Genomic DNA, 21282 nt, shown 5'->3' with positions numbered 1-21282 from the left:
GCTCTAATTTTATTTATGGCCACTTTCATCTGCTATAGTTTAATACAAGCTTGCGACATTGTATGTGATCCTTAATTTTACATTGACTGTATAATTAAGGTAACTAAGGAGCCACAATGAACATTTTGATCACCGGTGGTAGTGGCCTAATAGGGCAAGCACTGATCGAACACTTAAATGCTAAACGCATTATTGTATTAACTCGTAGTATTGAGTTAAGCAAAAAATTATTACCGCGTCATATTGAGTTAGTGACTTCGCTTAACGATATTAACTTTAATGATCTAGATGTCGTTGTAAATCTAGCCGGTGAAGCTATTGTTGATAAAAGATGGACATGTAAACAAAAGCAAATTATCTGCCAAAGTCGTTGGCAAATAACTCAAGATTTGGTTGATAAAATTCAACAAGCGATTAAACCACCCCATAGTTTTATTTCTGGTAGTGCTATCGGGTTTTATGGCCGTCAAGGCTCTTTGCCCATCGACGAAAGTCATCAAAACATACACAATGAATTTAGTCATCATGTCTGCCAAAAATGGGAAGCAATAGCGCAGCAAGCTCAATCAGAAGATACACGTGTTTGCCTTATTCGTACCGGTATAGTATTAGCCAATAATGGTGGTGCGCTACAAAAAATGTTACCTCCCTTTAAGCTCGGCTTAGGTGGTCCTATTGCTAGCGGCAAACAATTTATGTCGTGGATACATATTGATGACATGGTTGCCATTTTATTAGCCACAATTTATCAAACTGAACTCTCTGGGCCCATAAATGCCACAGCACCTATGCCAGTAACGAATAAAGAGTTTTCTCAAACCCTAAGTGCTGTACTTAGCCGACCTTGCTTATTTAAAGTACCGGCTTTTATATTGCGATTATTATTAGGAGAATCAGCCGATTTAGTGTTATATGGACAAAATGTATTACCGAATAAGCTTTTACACAACAGCTTTAAGTTTCAATATCCTACTTTACAGATAGCGTTGAAACAGCTATTAATAAACCATAAATAATAAGTTATAGGTAACCCGTTGAAAGCAGACTTTCTCCCACACGGACAATGCAGTTTTACTGTAGAAGGAAACATTATATCTATTGATGCGACTGGTCCATGGAATATAGAGTTCTTTAAAAAAATGCACGCTGATCTTACAAACATTATTATTAACAATGTTGATAGCCAAAACTTCGCAGTATTACTCATTTTAAGAGGCCTGCCATTAGCCACAAAAAACGCTTTAGATTATCATGTAAAACTTGTTAGCACTGGACAAACAAAAGCTTTAGCAATCTACTCTTGTTTAAGTGAGTCACCGGCGATTGCCGAAAGTATTTTTCAAAAAGCTTATAGTCAAGCTGGACTAAAAAACAAATCATTCGATTCAATTGAAACGGCTAAGGTTTGGTTAAATAGCCAATTGACTAAATCGTTTTAAACTATAAACCTACGCTCTATTGAATACCTCTACTTTTCTTAGTTATTAGCTTATTTATATCCAGTTAATCAATTTATACTCGTTGGATTATTGAAGTGTTCTCCGTTTTTATAACTAAAAGTGAACAGCTAATTAATTACGCAACTTGGTATGGTTTAACTAAAAAATAAAACTATATAACGAAAAAAGGTGAGCACAAGCTCACCTTTTCTAGTTGAATGTTCGAATTAACTATGTGTTAGAACGGAATATCATCATCAAAATCAATCGTTGGCTCTTGTGGGTTTACCTTAGGAGCATTTTGTTGAAAACCGCCTGACTGTTGAGACGACTGCTGCTGGTATCCACCAGATTGCTGTTGATAACCACCAGATTGTTGAGAATTTTGTTGCTGCTGAGCAGGTTGTTGATAACCACCGTTTTGTTGTGCCGGTTTGTTATAAGCTTGTTGTGGTGCTGCTTGCTGATTAAATCCACCACCTTGTTGAGGTGCTGCAGCTTGCTGCTGGAAACCGCCAGACTGTTGAGGTGCTTGTTGGTTAAAGCCGCCTGCGCCAGCACCGCTACCGCCACGTGAGTCTAGCATTTGCATTGTGCCGTTAAAGCCTTGAACTACAATCTCAGTAGTATATTGATCTTGGCCTTGTTGGTTCTGCCATTTACGTGTTTGCAAAGCGCCTTCAATATAAACTTTAGAGCCTTTCTTTAAATATTCGCCAGCGATTTCTGCTAATTTACCGAACATTACTACACGGTGCCATTCTGTTTTTTCTTTTTGTTCACCCGTTTGCTTGTCTTTCCAACTTTCAGAAGTTGCAATAGTAAGGTTAGCAACCCCACCACCATTAGGCATAAAACGTACTTCAGGGTCTTTCCCTAAGTTACCTAAAATTATTACTTTATTGACACCAGCCATGAACAAAATCCTATATTTACAGTAAAGTGATACTTTACTTATTTAACACTACCTAAGCGTGGGCTCGCTCAGAATATTTATTTTTAATAACAATATTCAGATTCTACCACTACGGGTAAATAATTACGCTAGGTTTACACGATTTTTTCTGAAATATTTTATCACTTATGTCTAAATTGCCACTTACCTGAATCTATATATTACTGCTCAATCACGAGGTTATTAACTTGCTAGATAGCCATAATATATAGAGGTGGTTTCACATATCAACAATGCAGCTTTTAGCAATTTATAGCTCAATAAAATTCGCTTTCATCGTATCGATTGTTGCCGCTGAAATTTTTTGAGACTTTTTATTCTTATGATCAAAGTGCACCATAACGGCAGTGCCAGAAGCACACTTTTTATCGTCTTGCCAAGCTTCTTGATAAACATCAAACGAGCTATTTCCGATCCGGCTGATATAGGTTTTTAATTCTACTTCAGCGCCATATTGTAATTCTGCATGAAACTCAACTGTAGTTTTAGCCAAAATCAATTTCCAATTACTTAAATTTAAATCTGGTGTAAACCATTTAAAAACTGGATCTCTTGCTCCTTCAAACCACTGTGCAACTACCGTGTTGTTGATATGGCCTAGACCATCAGTTTCACAAAATCTTGGTTTTATACTTTCTTTTATCATGATAACTCTCTACATCTTTTGGGATCAGGTATGCATTAATAGCCAGTAATTTAAACTGCTAAATGCACCTTACAATATACTTTATTCAAACATTCTACAGAGATTTTGCAACAAGGTAATTAAATTACTAGCGCTTTGTTGTATGCTGAACACAGATTAGCTGCACTACGATTAATAATAAGAAAATAAACATGACAGATTTTATTGAAGTATACCCAAATGCACTTAGCCCAGAATTTTGTGCAAAGTTCATTCAAGACTTTGAAAACAGTAAACATAAAGTGGCAGGAAGAACGGGCGGCGGTGTCGATACAACGAAGAAGCTCAGCCAAGACATTTATCTTAATCAACATGCTGAATTTCAGCCTGCACTACAAACCATTTTACAAGCTTGCAGTAAGCAAATTACCGACTACATTAGTCAATATTTTTTCAGTTTAATTGGCGGTATTGCACTTACAGTTCAGCACCCTAAAACTAAACAACCGGTTTTATTAACTGTTGATAATTTTGAAGAAGTTGGCAAACCAAACTTATTTAATTTAATTAAGTATTTATTTAATTTAGCGCCAGTTAACGCGCAAAGTTATGAGCAAGGTAAAGGTAATTATGGCTATTGGCACTCGGAAATATACCCACAATTAGGCGATAACAAAGCATTGCATCGTGTGCTGCTTTTTATTATTTATTTAAATGACGTGGAAGAAGGCGGCGAAACAGAGTTTTATTATCAGAATAAAATTATTAAGCCCAAAGCCGGCAGCATGATTATTGCTCCGTGTGGTTTTACCCATACACACCGTGGAAATATACCTATTTCATCAAACAAGTACGTATTAACCTCTTGGATGAGCTATAACCCCGCACAACAAATATATACTACGAATTAATATCGTTATTATCCTATTTTGCTAAAGATAGCATTGCGATAAAACTAAAGTTGGCATTCGTGCCATACACTAGAAGCAATAAAAAAAGCATAATGAGAACATTATGCTTTCTTATTAACAGGCGATTTATTACGTAAATAACCTGAACTCTGGATAATGAGTGCTTGATACTCAAGTGAATCAAAAGCTTAGTTGATAAAGTAAATGCTCTAGCCAGGTGAACATCACGAATAGACATCATCAATGCTTCATTTTATGCCATTTTTAAGTCAAAACGTTTATGAATAGCGCGCTATTTATCGACGTTTTAACGCAGAAAATGGCTTAAAAGGGTGCATTGAGCAAGTGCTGCTTATCCAGAGTTCAGGTTAAATATAATCATTATAAGAATCGTTTTAATAGCCTGTCGATTTGCGTCATTCGTAAACGTTTTAATAATTTACGCGGTTTATCGGGATAATTATGCAAGCTTTCAATGTCAGCGATATTATGAATAATTTTGGTATGCTCGGTAATACGTTGAAATTCGGCATTAAACTTATCCGCTAACCGCCCTTTTTCATCATCGAGTAAAATACCATTCTCTAAATCAAGCGACCAAGCCCGAGGATTTAAATTACTTCCCGTTAATAAGTGATAGCGATTATCTGCCACAATTCCTTTCAAGTGAAAGCTGTTGCTAGCATGCTGCCACAATCTCAGTGACAAATTCCCATTATCGAGAAATTTTTGACGACGAGACAAAAAGCTCACCAGTAAACGTTCATAAATATAAGGTACTATTTCAACGGTTGAAAAAGTGGTTTCATCAGGGTTATAAAAGTCATTGGCTTTTTTATCACCCACCGTTAAAGTAACTTTTACACCACGTTTTAGTGCCGCATCTAAGTCTCTGAGCAAAGGCTTGGGTAAATTAAAGTAAGGCGTAAAAATAACTAGCGTCTCTTGGCTATTGCGCACTAAATCTCTAATAGCGCGATTTAGTTGGTTGCCTCTTCGGCCACAACCTACCAACATAGACGCTTGAATATCTCCGATATTATTGTCAGATTTTTGAGTATTAAAAGCTTTATATTTTTCCGCTTTTAATAACTTAGTTAAGCGGAAAATTTTACGCTTTATTCTTTTTGCATTAGGGACTTCACCTTGATTTAATAGCGGAGCCAATGCGGGTTCAATAAAGCAGCGTTGCAAGTATTCACAAAAGTTATCTGCTAAAGCCTGACTGTTTAAACGATAATAGCGATCGAGGCGATAACGGTCTGTTTGCTGTAAATAAATATCATTAATACTGGCACCGGTGTAAAGCAATACATTGTCAATTACCATGCCTTTTAAGTGTAAAACGCCCAGTAATTCTTTACGCTTAACGGGTACACCATAAATATTAATAGATACTTTGTGTTGCTTTTCAAGCGCTAAGTAAAGGTCACGGTTACCGCCAGATTCTTTATCACCAATTAAGCCTCTTTGCGCACGATGAAAATCTACGAATAAGCAAATATCTAATGATGGCGTTTTTTGTTTAGCCTGATATAAAGCGGCTAGCACTTCTCTGCCGGCTTCATCGTCTTGTATATAAAGCGCAGAAATGTAGATACGAGTGGTGGCTTGGGAAATTTCTGCCAATAGTAATTGTTTAAAATCAGCAGCTGAATTGGCAATCTCGATATCTGTAGCAGCTATCCCAACCATAGTATTAATGGCAACCATATTAACGGTTGCCTGCGTGCGTAATGGAAAATTTCTGTGTGTTATTATTATTCATTCTGCCTAGATAATTATTTTTTCAGAGTAAACTGCGCTAATTGTACCGCAAGATCTTCTGCAAGTTGAGAAATATTAGCACCGGCATTTGCGGCGTCTTCAGCTGACTGTAACAAATTATCAGTACTTTCAGCAATATCATGGGTGTTTCCTGTGATACCAATCACCATATTTCGTTGTTGCTCAACAGCATTTGATATTTGAGTGGTTGCTGAAACTATTTCAGTAACACTCTGACTGACCTGCTGAAAGGCATCAGCCACTTGTGCAGTTTTTTCAACGCCTTGCTCAGCCTGTTCAACACCATTTTTCATCGCTTCAACTGAACGGCCAGTACCTAACTGTAACTGTTCGATAATGCGTTGAATTTCACTGGTAGAATCTTGTGTTCTAACCGCTAATGTTCGCACTTCGTCAGCAACAACGGCAAAACCTCTACCTTGATCTCCTGCTCGTGCCGCTTCTATTGCGGCATTTAATGCTAATAAGTTAGTTTGATCTGCTATCTCTCTGATCACATTAACAAACTTACCAATCTCACTACTATGCAACGCGAGCTCATTGATAACTTCAGCGGAAGCATTTACTTGCGAAGAGATAGCGGTGATTACATTGGCAGTATCACTTATAACTTCTTCACCATGATTAACACTTGTGTATGCATGCTCTGTCAGGATTTTAGCGTCCGCCGTATTTGATGAAATTATTTGCACAGAATCATTAACTTGATTAATAGAACTAGCAACTTGATGAGTATCTTGCTGCTGTAGGGCAATATTTTTTTCCATCGCTTCGGTTAGGCTATTAATATTAGCTGCTGCAGATTTTAGTACCGAAACATCATTAGCAACTCTCGTTAATAATGTGTGAATTTTGTGCTGCATTTGGCTAAAACGACGAGTAATATCGCCAAGCTCATCCTTCGCACTGCTACTAATATTAAATGAGAAGTCACCATTACCTAATCGCTCTGCGGCTAAATTTATTTTATTAACATTTTCACTCAATGATTGGTAAATACCCACTAATAAATAGCTTATCGCCAACATAATAATCACAAGTATTATCGATAATAACCACAGTGCTTGCATGCCACTACTTTTTAACTGTTGAATACGATCAACTAAAAGTTTATCTGACAAAACCATTAATTCTTGCTGTTGCTGGTATTGCGCATCTCCTAAGCTTTTGGCTTGAGCGGCACGCCATTGAATGCTATCAGGATTAATAACTTCGCTACGCAGTAATGCCTGATAATTGTCTACCGATTGCTTTACATTTTCATATTGCGATAAGTAGTTATTAAACATGTTAGGGGCAACACGTTTAAGTTGTTCAATAGTTTTTGCGTACTGTAGCTGTAGTTCATCTAAGCGATTATCTAAAGCAACTAGCAAAGTATATGTTTCAGCACTAAAACCGTTATTACTAATAATACTGCTTGTTAAATCTTTAATTCTGCTGGTGTATTCAACTAAGGCTGGCATTCTTATCAACGCCGCTTCAGCAAGATAAAAAGCTTGTGGATCTGGCTCTCTCGACAAACCACTTACTGCTGCTAAGTTTTCTCGCTCGGCGAATGTTTTGTCGTAAAACATCGAAAAGTCATTAAATGTTCGCTCGCTAACGCGTAAGTTTTGCCAACCCACAAGCAAGGTTTGCTTATTATTTTCGGGCAACGTTAGTTGCTCAATTTTCTGAGTAATATCATTGCTACGAGTTTGACTTAAACGAATATTTCCAACCGCTTGTTCGAGCTCAACGATAGCACTGATCTGAGTATTGCCCGATAATTCTAATTGATATTGACTGAGATTATGGAATTGTTGTTTAACAATCCAAATGAAACTAGCGATCAGTGGCAGATAAAACATTAAGGCTAAGAGAGAGAATTTAGCTTTAAACCTGAGTGAGTTCGAAATAGCAATTGCGGGGTTGAATATTAGCGTCATAGTCACTCTTATCTATTAGTTATCTACAAAATGCTTTTTGTAAGCATATCATTAGACCTTGATAAGTTAATGATTATTTCAATTTAAATTATTGCCTTTGTGATCAGTTATTGAATTTTCAGATAAATTGCCATGAGCATTAATAATATAAGGCTCATGGCATTTCAGTTTTACTTATTGCGTTATGAGCTTAGATTTTCGCGGCCAATTCTGCCGCTTGTCTTATCGCACGTTTTGCATCAAGTTCTGCGGCTACATTTGCGCCGCCAATCAAGTGAGCATTAACATTTTGTGCTTCTAACTGCTTATAAAGACTACGCTCAGACTCTTGCCCAGCACAAATAATAACATTGTCTACGGCTAACGTTTGCTGTTCGCCGTTAATTGAAATGACTAAGCCTTCATCATTTACTTCATCATAAGACACACCCGCTATCATTTGTACGCCATTTTTCTGTAAGGTTGCACGATGGATCCAGCCAGTGGTTTTACCTAAACCCGCCCCCACTTTAGTGGTTTTACGTTGCAGTAAGTACACTTCGCGATTTGGCGCTTCATGTGCCATTTTACCCGATAAACCACCATTTTCTTGATAGGCTTTGTCAACACCCCAACTTGCTAACCATTTGTCAGCATTGGTGGTTAGCGACTCTTCTTCTACCAAGAATTCAGCGACATCAAAACCAATACCACCGGCACCAATAATGGCTACACGTTTGCCCACAGGTTCTTTATCACGCAGTACCTGAATGTAGGATTTAACTTTTTCGTGTTCAATACCTTTAATGTCTAATGCTCTTGGTACAATACCTGTGGCTAACACTATTTCGTCAAAACCCGCACCCGCTAATTGCTCTGCACTTTGTTGCTGGTTTAAATGCAACTTAACGTCTAACAGTTCAATTTGTTTATTAAAATAACGTAGCGTTTCATAAAACTCTTCTTTACCAGGTATTTGTTTGGCGTAGTTAAATTGCCCGCCAATTTCACTACTTCGGTCGAATATCTCAACACTATGGCCGCGCTGAGCCGCATAAACACTAAACGCTAAACCAGCAGGTCCAGCACCCACTACCGCAATTTTTTTCTTGTTATTGGTTTTTGCAAAAGTAAGTTCAGTTTCATAACAAGCAACTGGGTTAACTAAACACGAGGCGCGTTTTTGACTAAACACGTGATCTAAACAGGCTTGGTTACAACCAATACAGGTATTAATTTCATCACTTTTATTGGCCGCCGCTTTCACAACAAAGTTTTCATCAGCTAAAAATGGGCGTGCCATCGATACCATGTCGGCTTGTCCTGAAGACAAAATTTCTTCTGCCACTTCAGGGGTATTGATACGGTTTGTGGTAATTAAAGGTACTGACACTTCTTTTTTCATTCGCTCGGTGATCCAAGTGAATGCCGCGCGCGGTACAGATGTTGAGATGGTAGGAACGCGAGCTTCATGCCAACCAATACCGGTGTTAATTAATGTTGCCCCTGCCGCTTCAACACCTTTAGCCATAGTGACAACATCTTGCCAGCTATTACCACCATCCACTAAATCAAGCATAGATAAACGGAAAATAATAATAAAATCGTCCCCTGCGCTAGCGCGAACAGCACGAATAGTTTCAATGGCTAAACGCATTCTGTTTTCAATGCTGCCGCCCCATTCATCAGTACGTTTGTTTACTTTTACACAGCTAAACTGGTTAATGAGATAACCTTCAGAGCCCATGATTTCAACACCGTCGTAGCCTGCTTTTTTCGCCAGTTTTGCAGAATGGGCAAAGTCTTTGATCGTGCCTTTAATTTCGCGCACCGACATAGCTTTTGGCGTAAAAGGGTTAATTGGAGATTTTACTTTACTAGCAGACACACTAAATGGGTGGTACGAATATCTACCGGCATGTAATAACTGTAAACAAATTTTAGTTGGGTATTCGTGCACGGCATCGGTAATTTTTTTATGTTTAGCTACGTGCCAAAATTTACTGAGTTCACACCCCAAAGGAGCCAGACGACCACGCATGTTAGGACTAATACCACCGGTAACAATAAGCCCAACACCGCCTTTAGCGCGAGCTTTATAAAATGCAGCGAGCTTGTCAAAGCCACCTTTTTCTTCTTCCAGGCCGGTATGCATAGAGCCCATTAACGTTCGGTTAGCTAAAGAGGTAAAGCCTAAATCTAATGGCGCTAATAAATGTGGAAAGGCAGCATTATCATTCATATTAAGTCACTTTTAATGGTTATATTAATTTATAGCTAAGGAATATAAAGGTAGTTTATATTTTTGCTTAAACTTATCAGATTATAAAATATCTGCTAGTAAGCTAAAATTCAAGCTTTATTTTGACACCTGTCAGATAGTAACAAATATAGTCAATGTTATCTTCATTGAAAGCACGAGTTTACTTTCTTTATAATTTGAGTATGCTGCGCTTGAGTTATTAAAAAAGGAAAGTCGGAGAAGCGATATTAACATCGACAAAAAAATGATTATTGAGCAAGTTACTGCTCAATTACAGCAAGAGTTATCGTTAGCATTAATGGCAGCGAACAATGCGCATAAAGCCGCTACCGACGATCAATCAGTGGCAGAAACACAATACGATACCTTAGCCATAGAGCAGAGTTACTTAGCCGAGGGGCAATCTAGGCGAGTAGATGAGATAAAATATGCTATTCAACGTTTACACAGTTTTCCGCTTGAAGCATTAGAAACCAAATTAAAAGTAGCTGTTGGTGCGGTTGTACAATTAGAAAAGGATATAGATAAACAACAGTGGTTTTTTCTAGCACCTGTTGCCGGTGGTTATCGTTGTAAACTTACTCTGGCAAACAATAACATTTTAAATATTGTTGTTATTACGCCAGAGTCGCCGTTAGGCAATGCATTAGTAGGAAAAGAGTTAGATGATGAAGTTAATATGCACATAGCCGAAAAGCATATTACAGATTTCATCACCGCGGTATTTTAAAGCCTATTATCCGGCTAACTAACTAGGTAAAAATATTAACCTTTATTTATTGATTTAATAACGCTTTAATACTCACAAGATCAGCCGTTTTATCGTCTACTTTTAAATAAGCGACAGCTTCTTCATGCATAATGGTTGCTTCAATAACGCCCGGCATTTCACTCAGCTTTTGTGCTATTTCAAGCGCTTTTTCATCACTAATGATACTGGTTGAAAAACTATAAGCTTTCGATTTTTTCAGGGGTTTCATCCCTAAGGTTAAAAGTAACCAAACTAAAGCAAATAAACCGGTCACCAAAAATATAGTTTGCTCACCAAATTCGCCTGCAACAAAGCCGCCTAAAATACCACCAGCAAAAGCCCCTAAAAATTGACTACTTGAATAAATTCCCATCACACTACCTTTAACGCCGGCAGGGGCTATACGCGATAATATTGACGGCATAGTGGCTTCTAAGTAATTGAAAGCGGTAAAAAACATCATTACCAAGACAACTAAGCTAAACAAACTAGTCGGTAAATACCAAAGTAATAATAGCGCCAAGGTTAACAGTGCAACCGCCGCACTAAACATTTGCTTTTCTTTTTGCTTTTTCATCCCGATGATCATAAATGGCACCATTAAGAAAAATGAGCCAATTAACGTCGGTAAATAAAGCTGCCAATGCTGTTCAAGCGCTAAACCATTAGCAACAAATTGTTTGGGTAAAGTAACAAAACATGCCGTTAACGCCATGTGTAAAATAAATACCCCCCAATTTAAGCGCGACAATTGATTATCACGAATTAAGCTGCCTAATTTTGAAGGCAAAGCAACATTGTCGCCTTTAGGGGCGGTATTTATAGAATTGGGGACAATAAATTGAATCGTCAGCATGGCAAATATCGTTAACAAGGCGATAAACCAGAATAAGCCACTTAGCCCAAACGCTTGTGCGACTATTGGGCCAATAATCATTGCAACAGTAAACGAAAGGCCAATGAACATGCCTATGGTTGCCATTACTTTAGGACGCTGTTCTTCACGGCTTAAGTCAGCCGCTAATGCAAGAATGGCACTCGCTATAGCACCGGTTCCTTGTAAAGCTCGGCCAAATACCACGCCATAAATAGTGTCTGACATGGCGGCGACAATACTACCAAGTAAAAAAATGACTAAACCGGCTAAAATAACAGGTTTACGTCCAAATTTGTCTGACAAAATTCCCATTGGAATTTGTAACAAAGCTTGCGTTAAACCATAAGCGCCAATAGCTACGCCAAGCCAAATAGGGCTATAGCCAATAAGTTGCTCACCGTAAATGGCAAAAACGGGCAAGATCATAAACAAGCCTAGCATGCGCAAGCCAAACACTGACGCCAATGATAATGCGGCTTTCTTCTCGATATTATTTAAACCGGATACGCTCATGAAACTTAAACTCTAATTTTGTAGGGAAGATATAAACGCGCACATATTAACACGGCAATCGAATGAACAAAAACAGAGATTTAAGATGAATTTGGACTAAAAATTGTGCGATAATATTCGGTTCCAACTTTATGTTCAGAACAACGCTACGTTTGGTATCATTAACGATAAAAACAACTTAGTTTAGCGCGTATTATATCGTTAATCATTATGTAAAATGTTACTGAGACATAAGATAATTTAGATTCAGTCTGATCTTTGTTTACGATAATCTCGTATCACAAACCCGGACGTTAAATTGGTCAAAAGTCATTATGAAGAAAATTGAAGTCAGGGGTGCTCGCACTCATAACTTGAAAAACATTAATGTAGATATTCCTCGCGATAAGTTAGTTGTTATTACCGGCCTTTCGGGCTCAGGTAAGTCTTCATTAGCCTTTGACACTTTATACGCCGAAGGACAAAGACGCTATGTAGAGTCGCTTTCTGCTTATGCTCGCCAGTTTTTATCTTTAATGGAAAAGCCCGATGTTGATCACATTGAAGGTTTGTCTCCGGCTATTTCAATTGAGCAAAAGTCAACCTCACATAACCCACGCTCAACCGTGGGAACCATCACCGAAATATATGATTATTTGCGCTTACTTTACGCGCGTGTTGGTGAGCCTCGTTGTCCTGATCATCATTTACCGCTTACTGCACAAACCATTTCTCAAATGGTTGATCGCGTATTAGCGTTAGAAGAAGGCACCAAAGTTATGGTGCTTGCCCCGGTGTTGCAAGACCGTAAAGGTGAACATACGAAATTATTAGATAACCTCGCGGCTCAAGGCTATATTCGTGCCCGTATCGACGGCGAAGTTTGTGACCTTTCAGATCCACCAAGCTTAGAGTTACAAAAAAAACACACCATTGAAGTAGTTGTTGATCGCCTCAAGGTACGTGAAGACATTCAATTACGCCTTTCTGAATCTTTTGAAACCGCACTTTCACTGACCTCAGGTACAGTAAAAGTAGCGTTTATGGATGATCCTAAAAAAGAAGAATTAGTCTTTTCTGCTAACTTTGCTTGCCCTAAATGTGGTTATAGCATGCAAGAGTTAGAACCTCGCTTGTTCTCCTTCAACAATCCTGCTGGAGCATGTCAAACCTGTGATGGTTTAGGTAATCAGCAGTTTTTTGATGAAAGCCGAATTATTACTAACCCTGAATTAAGTTTAGCCGGTGGCGCTATTCGAGGTTGGGATAAACGCAATTTTTATTATTTTCAAATGTTACAAGCCTTGGCTGATCATTATCAATTTTCGCTTGATTTAGCCTTTAATGAACTAGATAAAAAAACTCAGCAATTAATTTTAAAAGGTAGCGGCAAGCAAGAAATAGAATTTAAATACATGAACGACCGCGGTGACATTGTTATTCGCAAACATCCGTTTGAAGGTATTTTAAATAACATGGATCGCCGTTATCGCGAAACTGAGTCAAACGCGGTTCGTGAAGAGCTAGCAAAATACCTTAATAGCCAAAGTTGCCCTGATTGTCATGGTAGCCGTTTACGCTTAGAAGCACGTAACGTTTTTGTTGGCGATACGCCGTTACCTGAAGTAGCAGAATATGCCATTGCTGATGCATTAGCCTTTTTCCAAGGTCTTGAGTTAACAGGTCAAAAAGGCCAAATAGCAGAAAAAATTCTTAAAGAAGTATGTGACCGATTAGGCTTCTTAGTGAACGTGGGTTTAAATTACCTCAACCTATCGCGTGCAGCCGGCACATTATCAGGCGGTGAAGCACAACGTATTCGTTTAGCGAGCCAAATAGGCGCAGGTTTAGTAGGCGTAATGTACGTATTAGACGAGCCGTCTATTGGTTTACATCAACGTGACAATGAGCGCTTGCTAGAAACGCTGATCCATTTACGTGATTTAGGTAATACCGTTATTGTGGTTGAACACGACGAAGATGCGATTCGCGCCGCCGATTACGTCATTGATATTGGCCCAGGTGCCGGTGTGCATGGTGGCCATATTATTGCAGAAGGTAACGTTGATGATATTCTTGCGTGTGAAGACTCACTAACCGGTCAATATCTTTCAGGTAGAGAAGGTATTGAAATACCTAAAAACAGAGTGCCTTTTGACAAAAAGAACGTTGTTGAATTAAAAGGTGCTACTGGCAACAACTTAAAAAATGTCGACTTAGTTATTCCTAATGGCCTAATGACCTGTATTACCGGTGTTTCTGGTTCAGGTAAATCAACGTTGATCAACGACACTTTGTATAAGTTAGCCCATATTGAATTAAACGGTGCTACCACACAAGAACCTGCGCCATATAAAGAAATTAAAGGGTTAGACTTACTCGATAAAGTTATCGATATTGATCAAAGCCCAATAGGCAGAACACCGCGTTCTAACCCTGCCACTTATACCGGTATTTTTACCGCTATTCGTGACATTTTTGCCGCCACACAAGAGTCGCGTTCACGCGGTTATAAGCCAGGGCGTTTCAGTTTTAACGTTAAAGGCGGACGTTGTGAAGCTTGCCAAGGCGACGGTTTAATCAAAGTTGAAATGCACTTTTTACCTGATGTTTACGTACCTTGTGACGTTTGTAAAAGTAAACGCTATAACCGTGAAACTTTAGAAGTAAAATACAAAGGCAAGAGCATTCATGAAGTGCTAGATATGACCATTGAAGACGCTTTTGAATTTTTCGCGCCTATTCCTGCAATAAAACGTAAACTGCAAACGTTAGTAGACGTAGGTTTAAGTTATATTAAGCTTGGACAGTCAGCCACTACTTTATCGGGTGGTGAAGCACAACGTATTAAACTGGCGAAAGAATTATCAAAACGTGATACCGGTAAAACCTTGTATATTTTAGATGAACCCACCACAGGCTTGCACTTTCACGATATTAAACAACTACTACAAGTGATTCATCGTTTACGTGATAAAGGTAATACCTTAGTGGTTATTGAACATAACTTAGACGTGATTAAAACGGCTGACTGGATTGTTGATTTAGGTCCTGAAGGCGGCGGTGGTGGCGGTGAGATACTGGTTACTGGCACCCCAGAACAAGTGGCAAAACATAAGAGCTCACATACCGCGAGATTCTTAAAGCCGCTATTAGCTAACCAAAAGATTGCTAAAGATAAAAAGGCCAAATAAGCAACTTTTGATATAACAATTGCTGCAAATTTCTGTCTCATGCATGATTAAAGGCTTGTTTTTATAACAAGCCTTTTTTGTTTCTAAACTCTATGATCTGTGACCTTTATCTCAGCACAATGCTAACCCTCTATTTTTAATAGCTAACTACGCACTAACCTGCCAGCAAGGATATATTCGACTACTTTATTATTAAGCAATGAAGTGTTTTTTCGATATCCGCAAAGCACATTTCGCTCACCTGATTTTCTGAGTTTACATTACCTAACCTGAACTCTGGATAATGAGTGCTTGATACTCAAGTGAATCAAAAGCTTAGGTGGTGAAATAAATGCTATAGCAAGGTGAACATCACGAATTTACACCATCAATGCTTCATTTTATGCCGCTTTCAAGGCAAAACGGTTATGAATAGCGAGCTATTTATCGATGTTTTAACGCAGATAAAGGGTTAAAAGGGAGGATTGAGCAAGTGCTGCTTATCCAGAGTTCAGGTTACCTACTTATAATTACTCACTTTCTTAATTCAATTGGTATAAGATAACTTATCGATTAAATACCAAGAATAAAGCAGTAAGTTAATGACAAAAATAAATAATAATAATTCGCCTTGGCAAAACCCTTTAATCTATTTATTAGCCTTTAGTAGTGGCTTTTGTATCATGAGTATTGAGCTGTTAGGTGGCAGAATTTTAGCGCCGTTTTTTGGCAGTAGCGTACATATTTGGGGCAGTATCATTACGGTATTTATGTTGAGTTTATCATTGGGTTATTTAGCCGGCGGTAAGCTATCAACAAAAAACGCCTCTTTAAACCGTTACGGATTAATATTTATTTGTGCGGGTATTACTGTCTTGCCAGTCGCTTTTTCTTCACAATGGATAATGGAGGCTATATTTCTCGCCATTGAAGATACTCGTTATGGTTCGTTATTAGCATCCATGGCATTATTTTTTGTCCCTACCGTAATACTCGGTATGATTTCGCCCTATTCCGTACGCTTACTGGTTACTGATAAAGATAAAAGCGGTCAGGTCGCTGGGTTTCTCTACTTTGTATCAACACTGGGCAGTGCGTTAGGCACAATAATTACCTCTTTCTATTTAGTATTACTGTTCGAAGTTAACGACATAATTATGGTCTGTAGTACGGTACTAATTTTACTTGGCGTTAGTGCTATGGTGTTTAATCGTGTGAATCAACAGAAGCAAGGTCGCGATAGCAATGTACTTAACCAACAAGGCACAGCTCATGAATAAGTTTATTTTTACCCTTGTTATTATCAGCGGCTTACTTATAGGTTCAATGGTGAGTACACCAATATTAGCTAAAACTATTCACAGTGAGCGTTCGTTATATCGCAATATATTAGTGGAAGAGAACAAAGGTTTACGCTGCTTAAAATTTAACGTTAGAAGCTCTAAAACTCAACAAAGCTGCATGTTAGTTGACGATCCACAACGCTTAGTTTTTAACTATACTAAAATGCTTTTCTCCAGTTTATTAATTAACCCGAATCCTGAGCGCATTTTAATTATTGGTTTAGGCGGCGGCACCATGTCGAACACCTTACACCAGATCTACCCTAAGGCGACTATTACCAATGTCGAAATTGACCCAGCGGTAATTAAAGTCGCGCGCAATTACTTTAGTTTTTTCGAAAACGACCACATTACAGCGGTAGCGCAAGACGGACGCATTTTTATAAAGCGCGAATCGATAAAAAAGCAGCAATACGATTGGATTATTCTCGACGCATTTAACGGTGACTACATACCTGAGCATTTAATGACTCAAGAATTTTTACAAGAAGTTAAAAATTTACTCAGTGAAAACGGTGTTTTAGCAGCAAATACATTTTCGGTAAGTCGTTTATATAACTACGAGTCAGCGACCTATAAATCTGTATTTGGTGATTTTTTCAATGTTAAAAATAATAACAACAGCAACCGCATTATATTAGCCAGTGCTAAGCCATTACCTAACAACGATGAAATAGCCTCACGTGCTTTAGCTTTGCGCGCTAGTTTATTGCCTTTTAATGTTGATATTATTGAGATAAGCCGTCAAATGCTTTCAACGGCTACTACGCAAGATTGGCCAAAAAATTCACCCGTATTAACCGACCAGTACTCACCGGCGAATTTATTGAATTTGAAAGATTAATAGATAAAAACTGATCTGCTGTATGCAAAATGGCAATGAATAAACTGTGGGTAACACCTGAATAAATACTGTACAAGCCTTGAGTAAGTTATGAAAACTAACACTCAACAAGTGTTAATTCACTAACCAATACCTAACTTTAATGCTTGCATGTAGTTCAGCAACGCTTGGTGATCAGGTGATGAAGATTGACTCAAGGCCGCCGTTACTCCTTGTTGATCTGCTTTTGTACGATGCTGACCAAGCTTAGCTTTAGCGTCAATTTCATCTATTGAAATTTTAAAACCAACAATGCCATGGGCTAATTTTTCTTGATAGTCAGCGGTAACCACATCGCGTGTATCTAAAAGTGCAGGTTCATATTTAGCCATCAATAAATCGAGTGCTTGTGCAGTTTCATCAGCGCTTAATATTTCAGCACAGCCTTTAATATGTACTACCGCATAATTCCACGTTGGAACGGCAGGCTTATTGGCATACCAGGAGGGTGAAATATAACCATGAGGACCATTGAATATCACTAAATGTTGTTTAGTTGTATCTTTAATAAACTCTCGCCAATGTGGATTACTCCGCGCAAAGTGACCAATTAAACACTGTTTATCTCGATCTAACATTAATGGCAAATGACTCGACTGTAATGACGGTGAAACTAACGTGGCGAAACTATAGTTTTCAATAAAGGCAAAAATATCTGACTGTTTATCTAAACGCCACTTTTCAGGAATATGCATTATATGGTCTCGCTTCACTTCATCGTAAAATTTAGCGCTTTATTATTTTTTCTTTTTCAAACTTAAGCGTTTTTTACCGCCAGGCTTTTCTGAAGGTTTGCTGACATCTATGCGCGTTAAGCTACGTGAAGACGCCGGTGATTTAGAAACAATGCTTTTACTCGCATGTTTAATATCAGCAATGTTTACCTTGGCTGGTGCTTCGTCACTCGCTTGTTCAGTATCACTATCTGCATCGGCGCCGTTTTCAATATAATCATCATCAAGCGCTGTTTTGCGCGATCCGGCTACCGCCGTGGTAATTTCAGCCATTTCACTAGCGGTTAAGTCACGCCATTGTCCAGGGCGTAAACTACCCAGCTCAACTTTCATAATGCGTGAGCGCTTTAACTCAGTAACTTCATAATCGAGGTATTCACACATGCGACGAATTTGGCGATTTAATCCTTGAGTTAATATAATACGAAAAACGAACTTACTCTCAGGTTTAACAATACACGGCTTAGTAATTGTGCCTAAAATCGGTACGCCTTTCGACATACGCTCAATAAAGCGCTCGCTAATAGGCTTGTCTACTTTGACAATATATTCTTTGTCATGGGCATTTTCGGCACGTAATATTTTATTAACAATGTCGCCGTCGCTGGTGAGAAAAATCAAGCCTTCTGATGGTTTATCTAAGCGGCCAATAGGGAATATGCGTTTAGTATGACCAATAGCATCAATAATATTGCCTTTAACGTGGCGCTCAGTCGTACAGGTAATACCAACGGGTTTGTTATAAGCAATATAAACCCGGTCGGTATGATTACTGGCACTGGCTTTAATCTCATTACCGTCTACGCAAACCTTATCGCCTGAAACCACTTTAGTACCTAACTCGGGCACTTTGCCATTAATGGTTACACGATTGCTTTCGATTAACTTATCGGCAAATCGACGCGAACAATAACCTGAATCGCTGATATATTTGTTGAGGCGTTTTTCGTAAATTGACACTGGCTATCCTAAATAAGATCCGTTAAAAATACTTATGTTCTACATTTAATTAAAACCATTTTACCTAACTTTTATCACACTGTAGAGTAATGTTATTAAAAGCGTTAAAAAACCCAACGAACTAAGGTACAAATATGAAAATTGTTGCATTCGGTGCCAGCACCAGTAGTAAATCTATTAACAAACAACTTGCTCAGTACGCGGGGGAATTAGCGACTGAAATTAAAACAGGTATTGATTTAGAAGTGCTTGATTTAAATGATTATGAAATACCACTTTTTAGCCAAGATAAAGAAGCTGAATTGGGCCAACCTGAAGCGGCAAGGGCTTTCTTTGACAAGTTGGGAGCAAGTGACGCCATTATTATTTCATTTGCTGAACATAACGGTAGTTACAGCGCCGCTTATAAAAATTTATTTGATTGGACCTCGCGGATAAATCAAAAACTTTTTCAAAACAAACCTATGATTTTACTCTCAACATCTCCTGGCCCAGGCGGAGCAGCAAATGTATTAACCGCGGCCATTGGCTCAGCACCTTACTTTGCAGGCGATGTAAAAGCATCGTTATCGGTACCTAGTTTTTTCGAAAACTTTGATGTTGAGCAAGCTAAATTAACCAATGCAGCGTTAGCATTACAATTAAAAACAGCAGTGCAAAACTTGCTTGCCTAGCTTACTTACATAACCAATATTAAAGCCCTAGAGCAGCTATAACGCTAGGGCTTGTCAATATCGTTAACTTGACCATTCACAATAACATTAGGTTGTTCAACCGTTTTGCCAACAGTAACTTTTGCGCCTTGATTACTCACAGAAAAAGAACTGCAAGCCACAAGCGAAAATAGCGTAATAATGATAAATAATAGCTTCACTTTCATGAGTAACCTTAAATGTTAAGCGCTTACTTTTCAGTAACAGTGTTAGATATAAGCACTAAGGTTTGACGCGTATTTTAGCTAATTGGCGATCATGATATTTAGCTAAAACAATCAATGAAATAATAGCGCCAACTAACGCCAAAGCCATGTCTGATTGCGTGTCCCAAACATACCCTTGAGTACCTAAAAATGCTTCTGCATTCTCACCGGAAGCAACCGCAACCCACCACTCAATTAACTCATAAAAGGCACTAAAAGCTAGACAAATAGCTACAATAATAACATTTAGCCATGCCTTACCATTAACAATACCTTTGCGAATAAGAATTTCACGCGCTAATAAAGCGGGAACAAAACCTTGGAAAAAATGCCCAACTTTATCGTAGTTATTTCGCTCAGAGCCCAGCCAATTGGCAATAGTGTCAAACAGCGGCACTTCTGCGTAGGTGTAATGTCCGCCAACCATTAATACAATACAATGTAATAAAATAAAGTTATAAAGTAGCCGCGTTAATGGAAAACTCTTCAACGTTATCGCCATTAACACTAAGCCAATAATGGCCGGTAATACTTCTAAAAACCACGTAAATTGGTCTTTCGGCTCAATGCCTGACCAAATCAGCACAATAAAAAATAAGCTTAACCAAAGCATTTTTAACATATTAATTTTGCTCCATAAAAAATAGAAATAGTCTAAAGCTTGTTAATAACATCACCCACAATATTGCTTAACCTGAACTCTGGATAATGAGTGCTTAATACTCAAGTGAATCAAAAGCTTAGGTGGTAAAGTAAATGCTATAGTAAGGTGAACATCACAAATTTACACCATCAATGCTTCATTTTATGCCATTTCCAAGGCAAAACGTTTATGAATAGCGGGCTATTTATCGACGTTTTAACGCAGGTAATGGCTTAAAAGGGAGGATTGAGCAAGTACTACTTATCCAGCGCTCAGGTTACCTAGCTTCTGGCTTAGCCTTCTTTGTAGTATGTTCCTTTTGGCGCCGCACCAAATAAGCTCATTGCGGCTTGCATCTTATCTTGTGGATAATCGGTAATAGCAAGTTGATGGCTTTCTATTTCATCCCAACGCTCGATCATCATAAACTGATCTCTATGCTCATTATGTTTTAACAATTCACATGAAATACAGCCTTTCGCAGATGAAATATAAGGTATCAATGTTTGTAAAAATGTATAAAGTTCTGATGATTTTTCTGCTGCAGCAGTAAATTCGTTTACCCGTACTATGCTCATATTTTTTCCTTTTACTTAAACTCAAACTCAAACTCAAA

The 21282-nt window shown here is 38.3% G+C and carries 19 protein-coding genes; 8 read left to right on the top strand and 11 right to left on the bottom strand.

Annotated features, from left to right (window positions below; all coding sequences use genetic code 11):
• The first annotated feature begins 116 nt into the window (after positions 1-116).
• Both B6A32_RS01465 and B6A32_RS01460 read left to right on the top strand, forming a co-directional pair.
• Complete coding sequence (locus B6A32_RS01465; RefSeq protein WP_085300983.1) at positions 117-1016, top strand: TIGR01777 family oxidoreductase; 900 nt, start codon at positions 117-119, stop codon at positions 1014-1016.
• A gap of 18 nt (positions 1017-1034) precedes the next feature.
• Positions 1035-1439, top strand: a complete 405-nt coding sequence (locus tag B6A32_RS01460) for a hypothetical protein (protein ID WP_085300982.1) — start codon at positions 1035-1037, stop codon at positions 1437-1439.
• 238 nt (positions 1440-1677) lie between these two features.
• Here the strand turns inward: B6A32_RS01460 and ssb are convergent, their stop codons facing one another.
• Together ssb and B6A32_RS01450 are read right to left on the bottom strand one after the other, a co-directional pair.
• Positions 1678-2355: a single-stranded DNA-binding protein gene (ssb, locus tag B6A32_RS01455; RefSeq protein WP_085300981.1), complete on the bottom strand. Its 678-nt coding sequence runs from the start codon at positions 2353-2355 to the stop codon at positions 1678-1680.
• A 289-nt stretch (positions 2356-2644) separates the two neighbouring features.
• Positions 2645-3040, bottom strand: coding sequence for an acyl-CoA thioesterase (locus B6A32_RS01450; RefSeq protein ID WP_085300980.1), 396 nt, complete (start codon positions 3038-3040; stop codon positions 2645-2647).
• A gap of 191 nt (positions 3041-3231) precedes the next feature.
• Here B6A32_RS01450 and B6A32_RS01445 point away from each other — a divergent pair, with 191 nt between their 5' ends.
• Positions 3232-3930 (top strand): 2OG-Fe(II) oxygenase, encoded by a 699-nt coding sequence (locus B6A32_RS01445; RefSeq protein ID WP_085300979.1) that lies wholly within the window; start codon positions 3232-3234, stop codon positions 3928-3930.
• Between the two features lie 381 nt (positions 3931-4311).
• On the opposite strand, the gene pssA is transcribed toward B6A32_RS01445, so the two are convergent.
• From pssA to B6A32_RS01430, 3 genes are all read right to left on the bottom strand, one after another.
• On the bottom strand, positions 4312-5643 hold the full coding sequence (gene pssA, locus B6A32_RS01440; RefSeq protein WP_085300978.1) for a CDP-diacylglycerol--serine O-phosphatidyltransferase: 1332 nt from the start codon (positions 5641-5643) through the stop codon (positions 4312-4314).
• Between the two features lie 68 nt (positions 5644-5711).
• On the bottom strand, positions 5712-7649 hold the full coding sequence (locus B6A32_RS01435; RefSeq protein ID WP_085300977.1) for a methyl-accepting chemotaxis protein: 1938 nt from the start codon (positions 7647-7649) through the stop codon (positions 5712-5714).
• 190 nt (positions 7650-7839) lie between these two features.
• Positions 7840-9870 (bottom strand): NADPH-dependent 2,4-dienoyl-CoA reductase, encoded by a 2031-nt coding sequence (locus B6A32_RS01430; protein WP_085300976.1) that lies wholly within the window; start codon positions 9868-9870, stop codon positions 7840-7842.
• A gap of 265 nt (positions 9871-10135) precedes the next feature.
• Here B6A32_RS01430 and B6A32_RS01425 point away from each other — a divergent pair, with 265 nt between their 5' ends.
• On the top strand, positions 10136-10621 hold the full coding sequence (locus B6A32_RS01425; RefSeq protein ID WP_085300975.1) for a hypothetical protein: 486 nt from the start codon (positions 10136-10138) through the stop codon (positions 10619-10621).
• A gap of 46 nt (positions 10622-10667) precedes the next feature.
• On the opposite strand, the gene B6A32_RS01420 is transcribed toward B6A32_RS01425, so the two are convergent.
• The gene (locus B6A32_RS01420; protein ID WP_085300974.1) at positions 10668-12032 is read right to left on the bottom strand and encodes an MFS transporter; all 1365 of its coding nucleotides are present in this window, start codon (positions 12030-12032) and stop codon (positions 10668-10670) included.
• 314 nt (positions 12033-12346) lie between these two features.
• On the opposite strand from B6A32_RS01420, the gene uvrA reads away from it, so the two are divergent.
• From uvrA to B6A32_RS01405, 3 genes are all read left to right on the top strand, one after another.
• Complete coding sequence (gene uvrA / locus B6A32_RS01415; RefSeq protein ID WP_085300973.1) at positions 12347-15205, top strand: excinuclease ABC subunit UvrA; 2859 nt, start codon at positions 12347-12349, stop codon at positions 15203-15205.
• Positions 15206-15786: 581 nt separating this feature from the next.
• Positions 15787-16464 carry a fused MFS/spermidine synthase gene (locus B6A32_RS01410; RefSeq protein WP_085300972.1) on the top strand — a complete coding sequence of 226 codons (678 nt, stop codon included), beginning with the start codon at positions 15787-15789 and terminating at the stop codon, positions 16462-16464.
• The gene (locus B6A32_RS01405; RefSeq protein ID WP_085300971.1) at positions 16457-17371 is read left to right on the top strand and encodes a spermidine synthase; all 915 of its coding nucleotides are present in this window, start codon (positions 16457-16459) and stop codon (positions 17369-17371) included. Before B6A32_RS01410 ends, B6A32_RS01405 begins: the two co-directional genes overlap by 8 nt.
• 122 nt (positions 17372-17493) lie before the next feature.
• Here the strand turns inward: B6A32_RS01405 and B6A32_RS01400 are convergent, their stop codons facing one another.
• Positions 17494-18105 (bottom strand): FMN-binding negative transcriptional regulator, encoded by a 612-nt coding sequence (locus tag B6A32_RS01400; protein ID WP_085300970.1) that lies wholly within the window; start codon positions 18103-18105, stop codon positions 17494-17496.
• Between the two features lie 42 nt (positions 18106-18147).
• A complete protein-coding gene (gene rluF / locus B6A32_RS01395) occupies positions 18148-19104 on the bottom strand; it encodes a 23S rRNA pseudouridine(2604) synthase RluF (protein ID WP_085300969.1) in 957 nt (318 codons plus the stop codon).
• 134 nt (positions 19105-19238) lie between these two features.
• Between rluF and B6A32_RS01390 the strand changes: the two genes are divergently transcribed.
• On the top strand, positions 19239-19778 hold the full coding sequence (locus B6A32_RS01390; protein WP_085300968.1) for an NADPH-dependent FMN reductase: 540 nt from the start codon (positions 19239-19241) through the stop codon (positions 19776-19778).
• Between the two features lie 44 nt (positions 19779-19822).
• On the opposite strand, the gene B6A32_RS19240 is transcribed toward B6A32_RS01390, so the two are convergent.
• From B6A32_RS19240 to B6A32_RS01380, 3 genes are all read right to left on the bottom strand, one after another.
• Positions 19823-19984, bottom strand: a complete 162-nt coding sequence (locus tag B6A32_RS19240) for a hypothetical protein (protein ID WP_158088435.1) — start codon at positions 19982-19984, stop codon at positions 19823-19825.
• Between the two features lie 55 nt (positions 19985-20039).
• Entirely contained in the window at positions 20040-20645 is a 606-nt protein-coding gene (locus B6A32_RS01385; protein WP_085300967.1) for a DUF2238 domain-containing protein, read from the bottom strand.
• Between the two features lie 314 nt (positions 20646-20959).
• A complete protein-coding gene (locus B6A32_RS01380) occupies positions 20960-21244 on the bottom strand; it encodes a putative quinol monooxygenase (RefSeq protein WP_085300966.1) in 285 nt (94 codons plus the stop codon).
• Between the last annotated feature and the right edge of the window lie 38 nt (positions 21245-21282).

The organism is Colwellia polaris (assembly GCF_002104515.1).
In the GTDB taxonomy this organism is placed as follows: Bacteria; Pseudomonadota; Gammaproteobacteria; order Enterobacterales; family Alteromonadaceae; genus Cognaticolwellia; species Cognaticolwellia polaris.
This window is presented reverse-complemented; position numbering and strand designations above follow the sequence as displayed.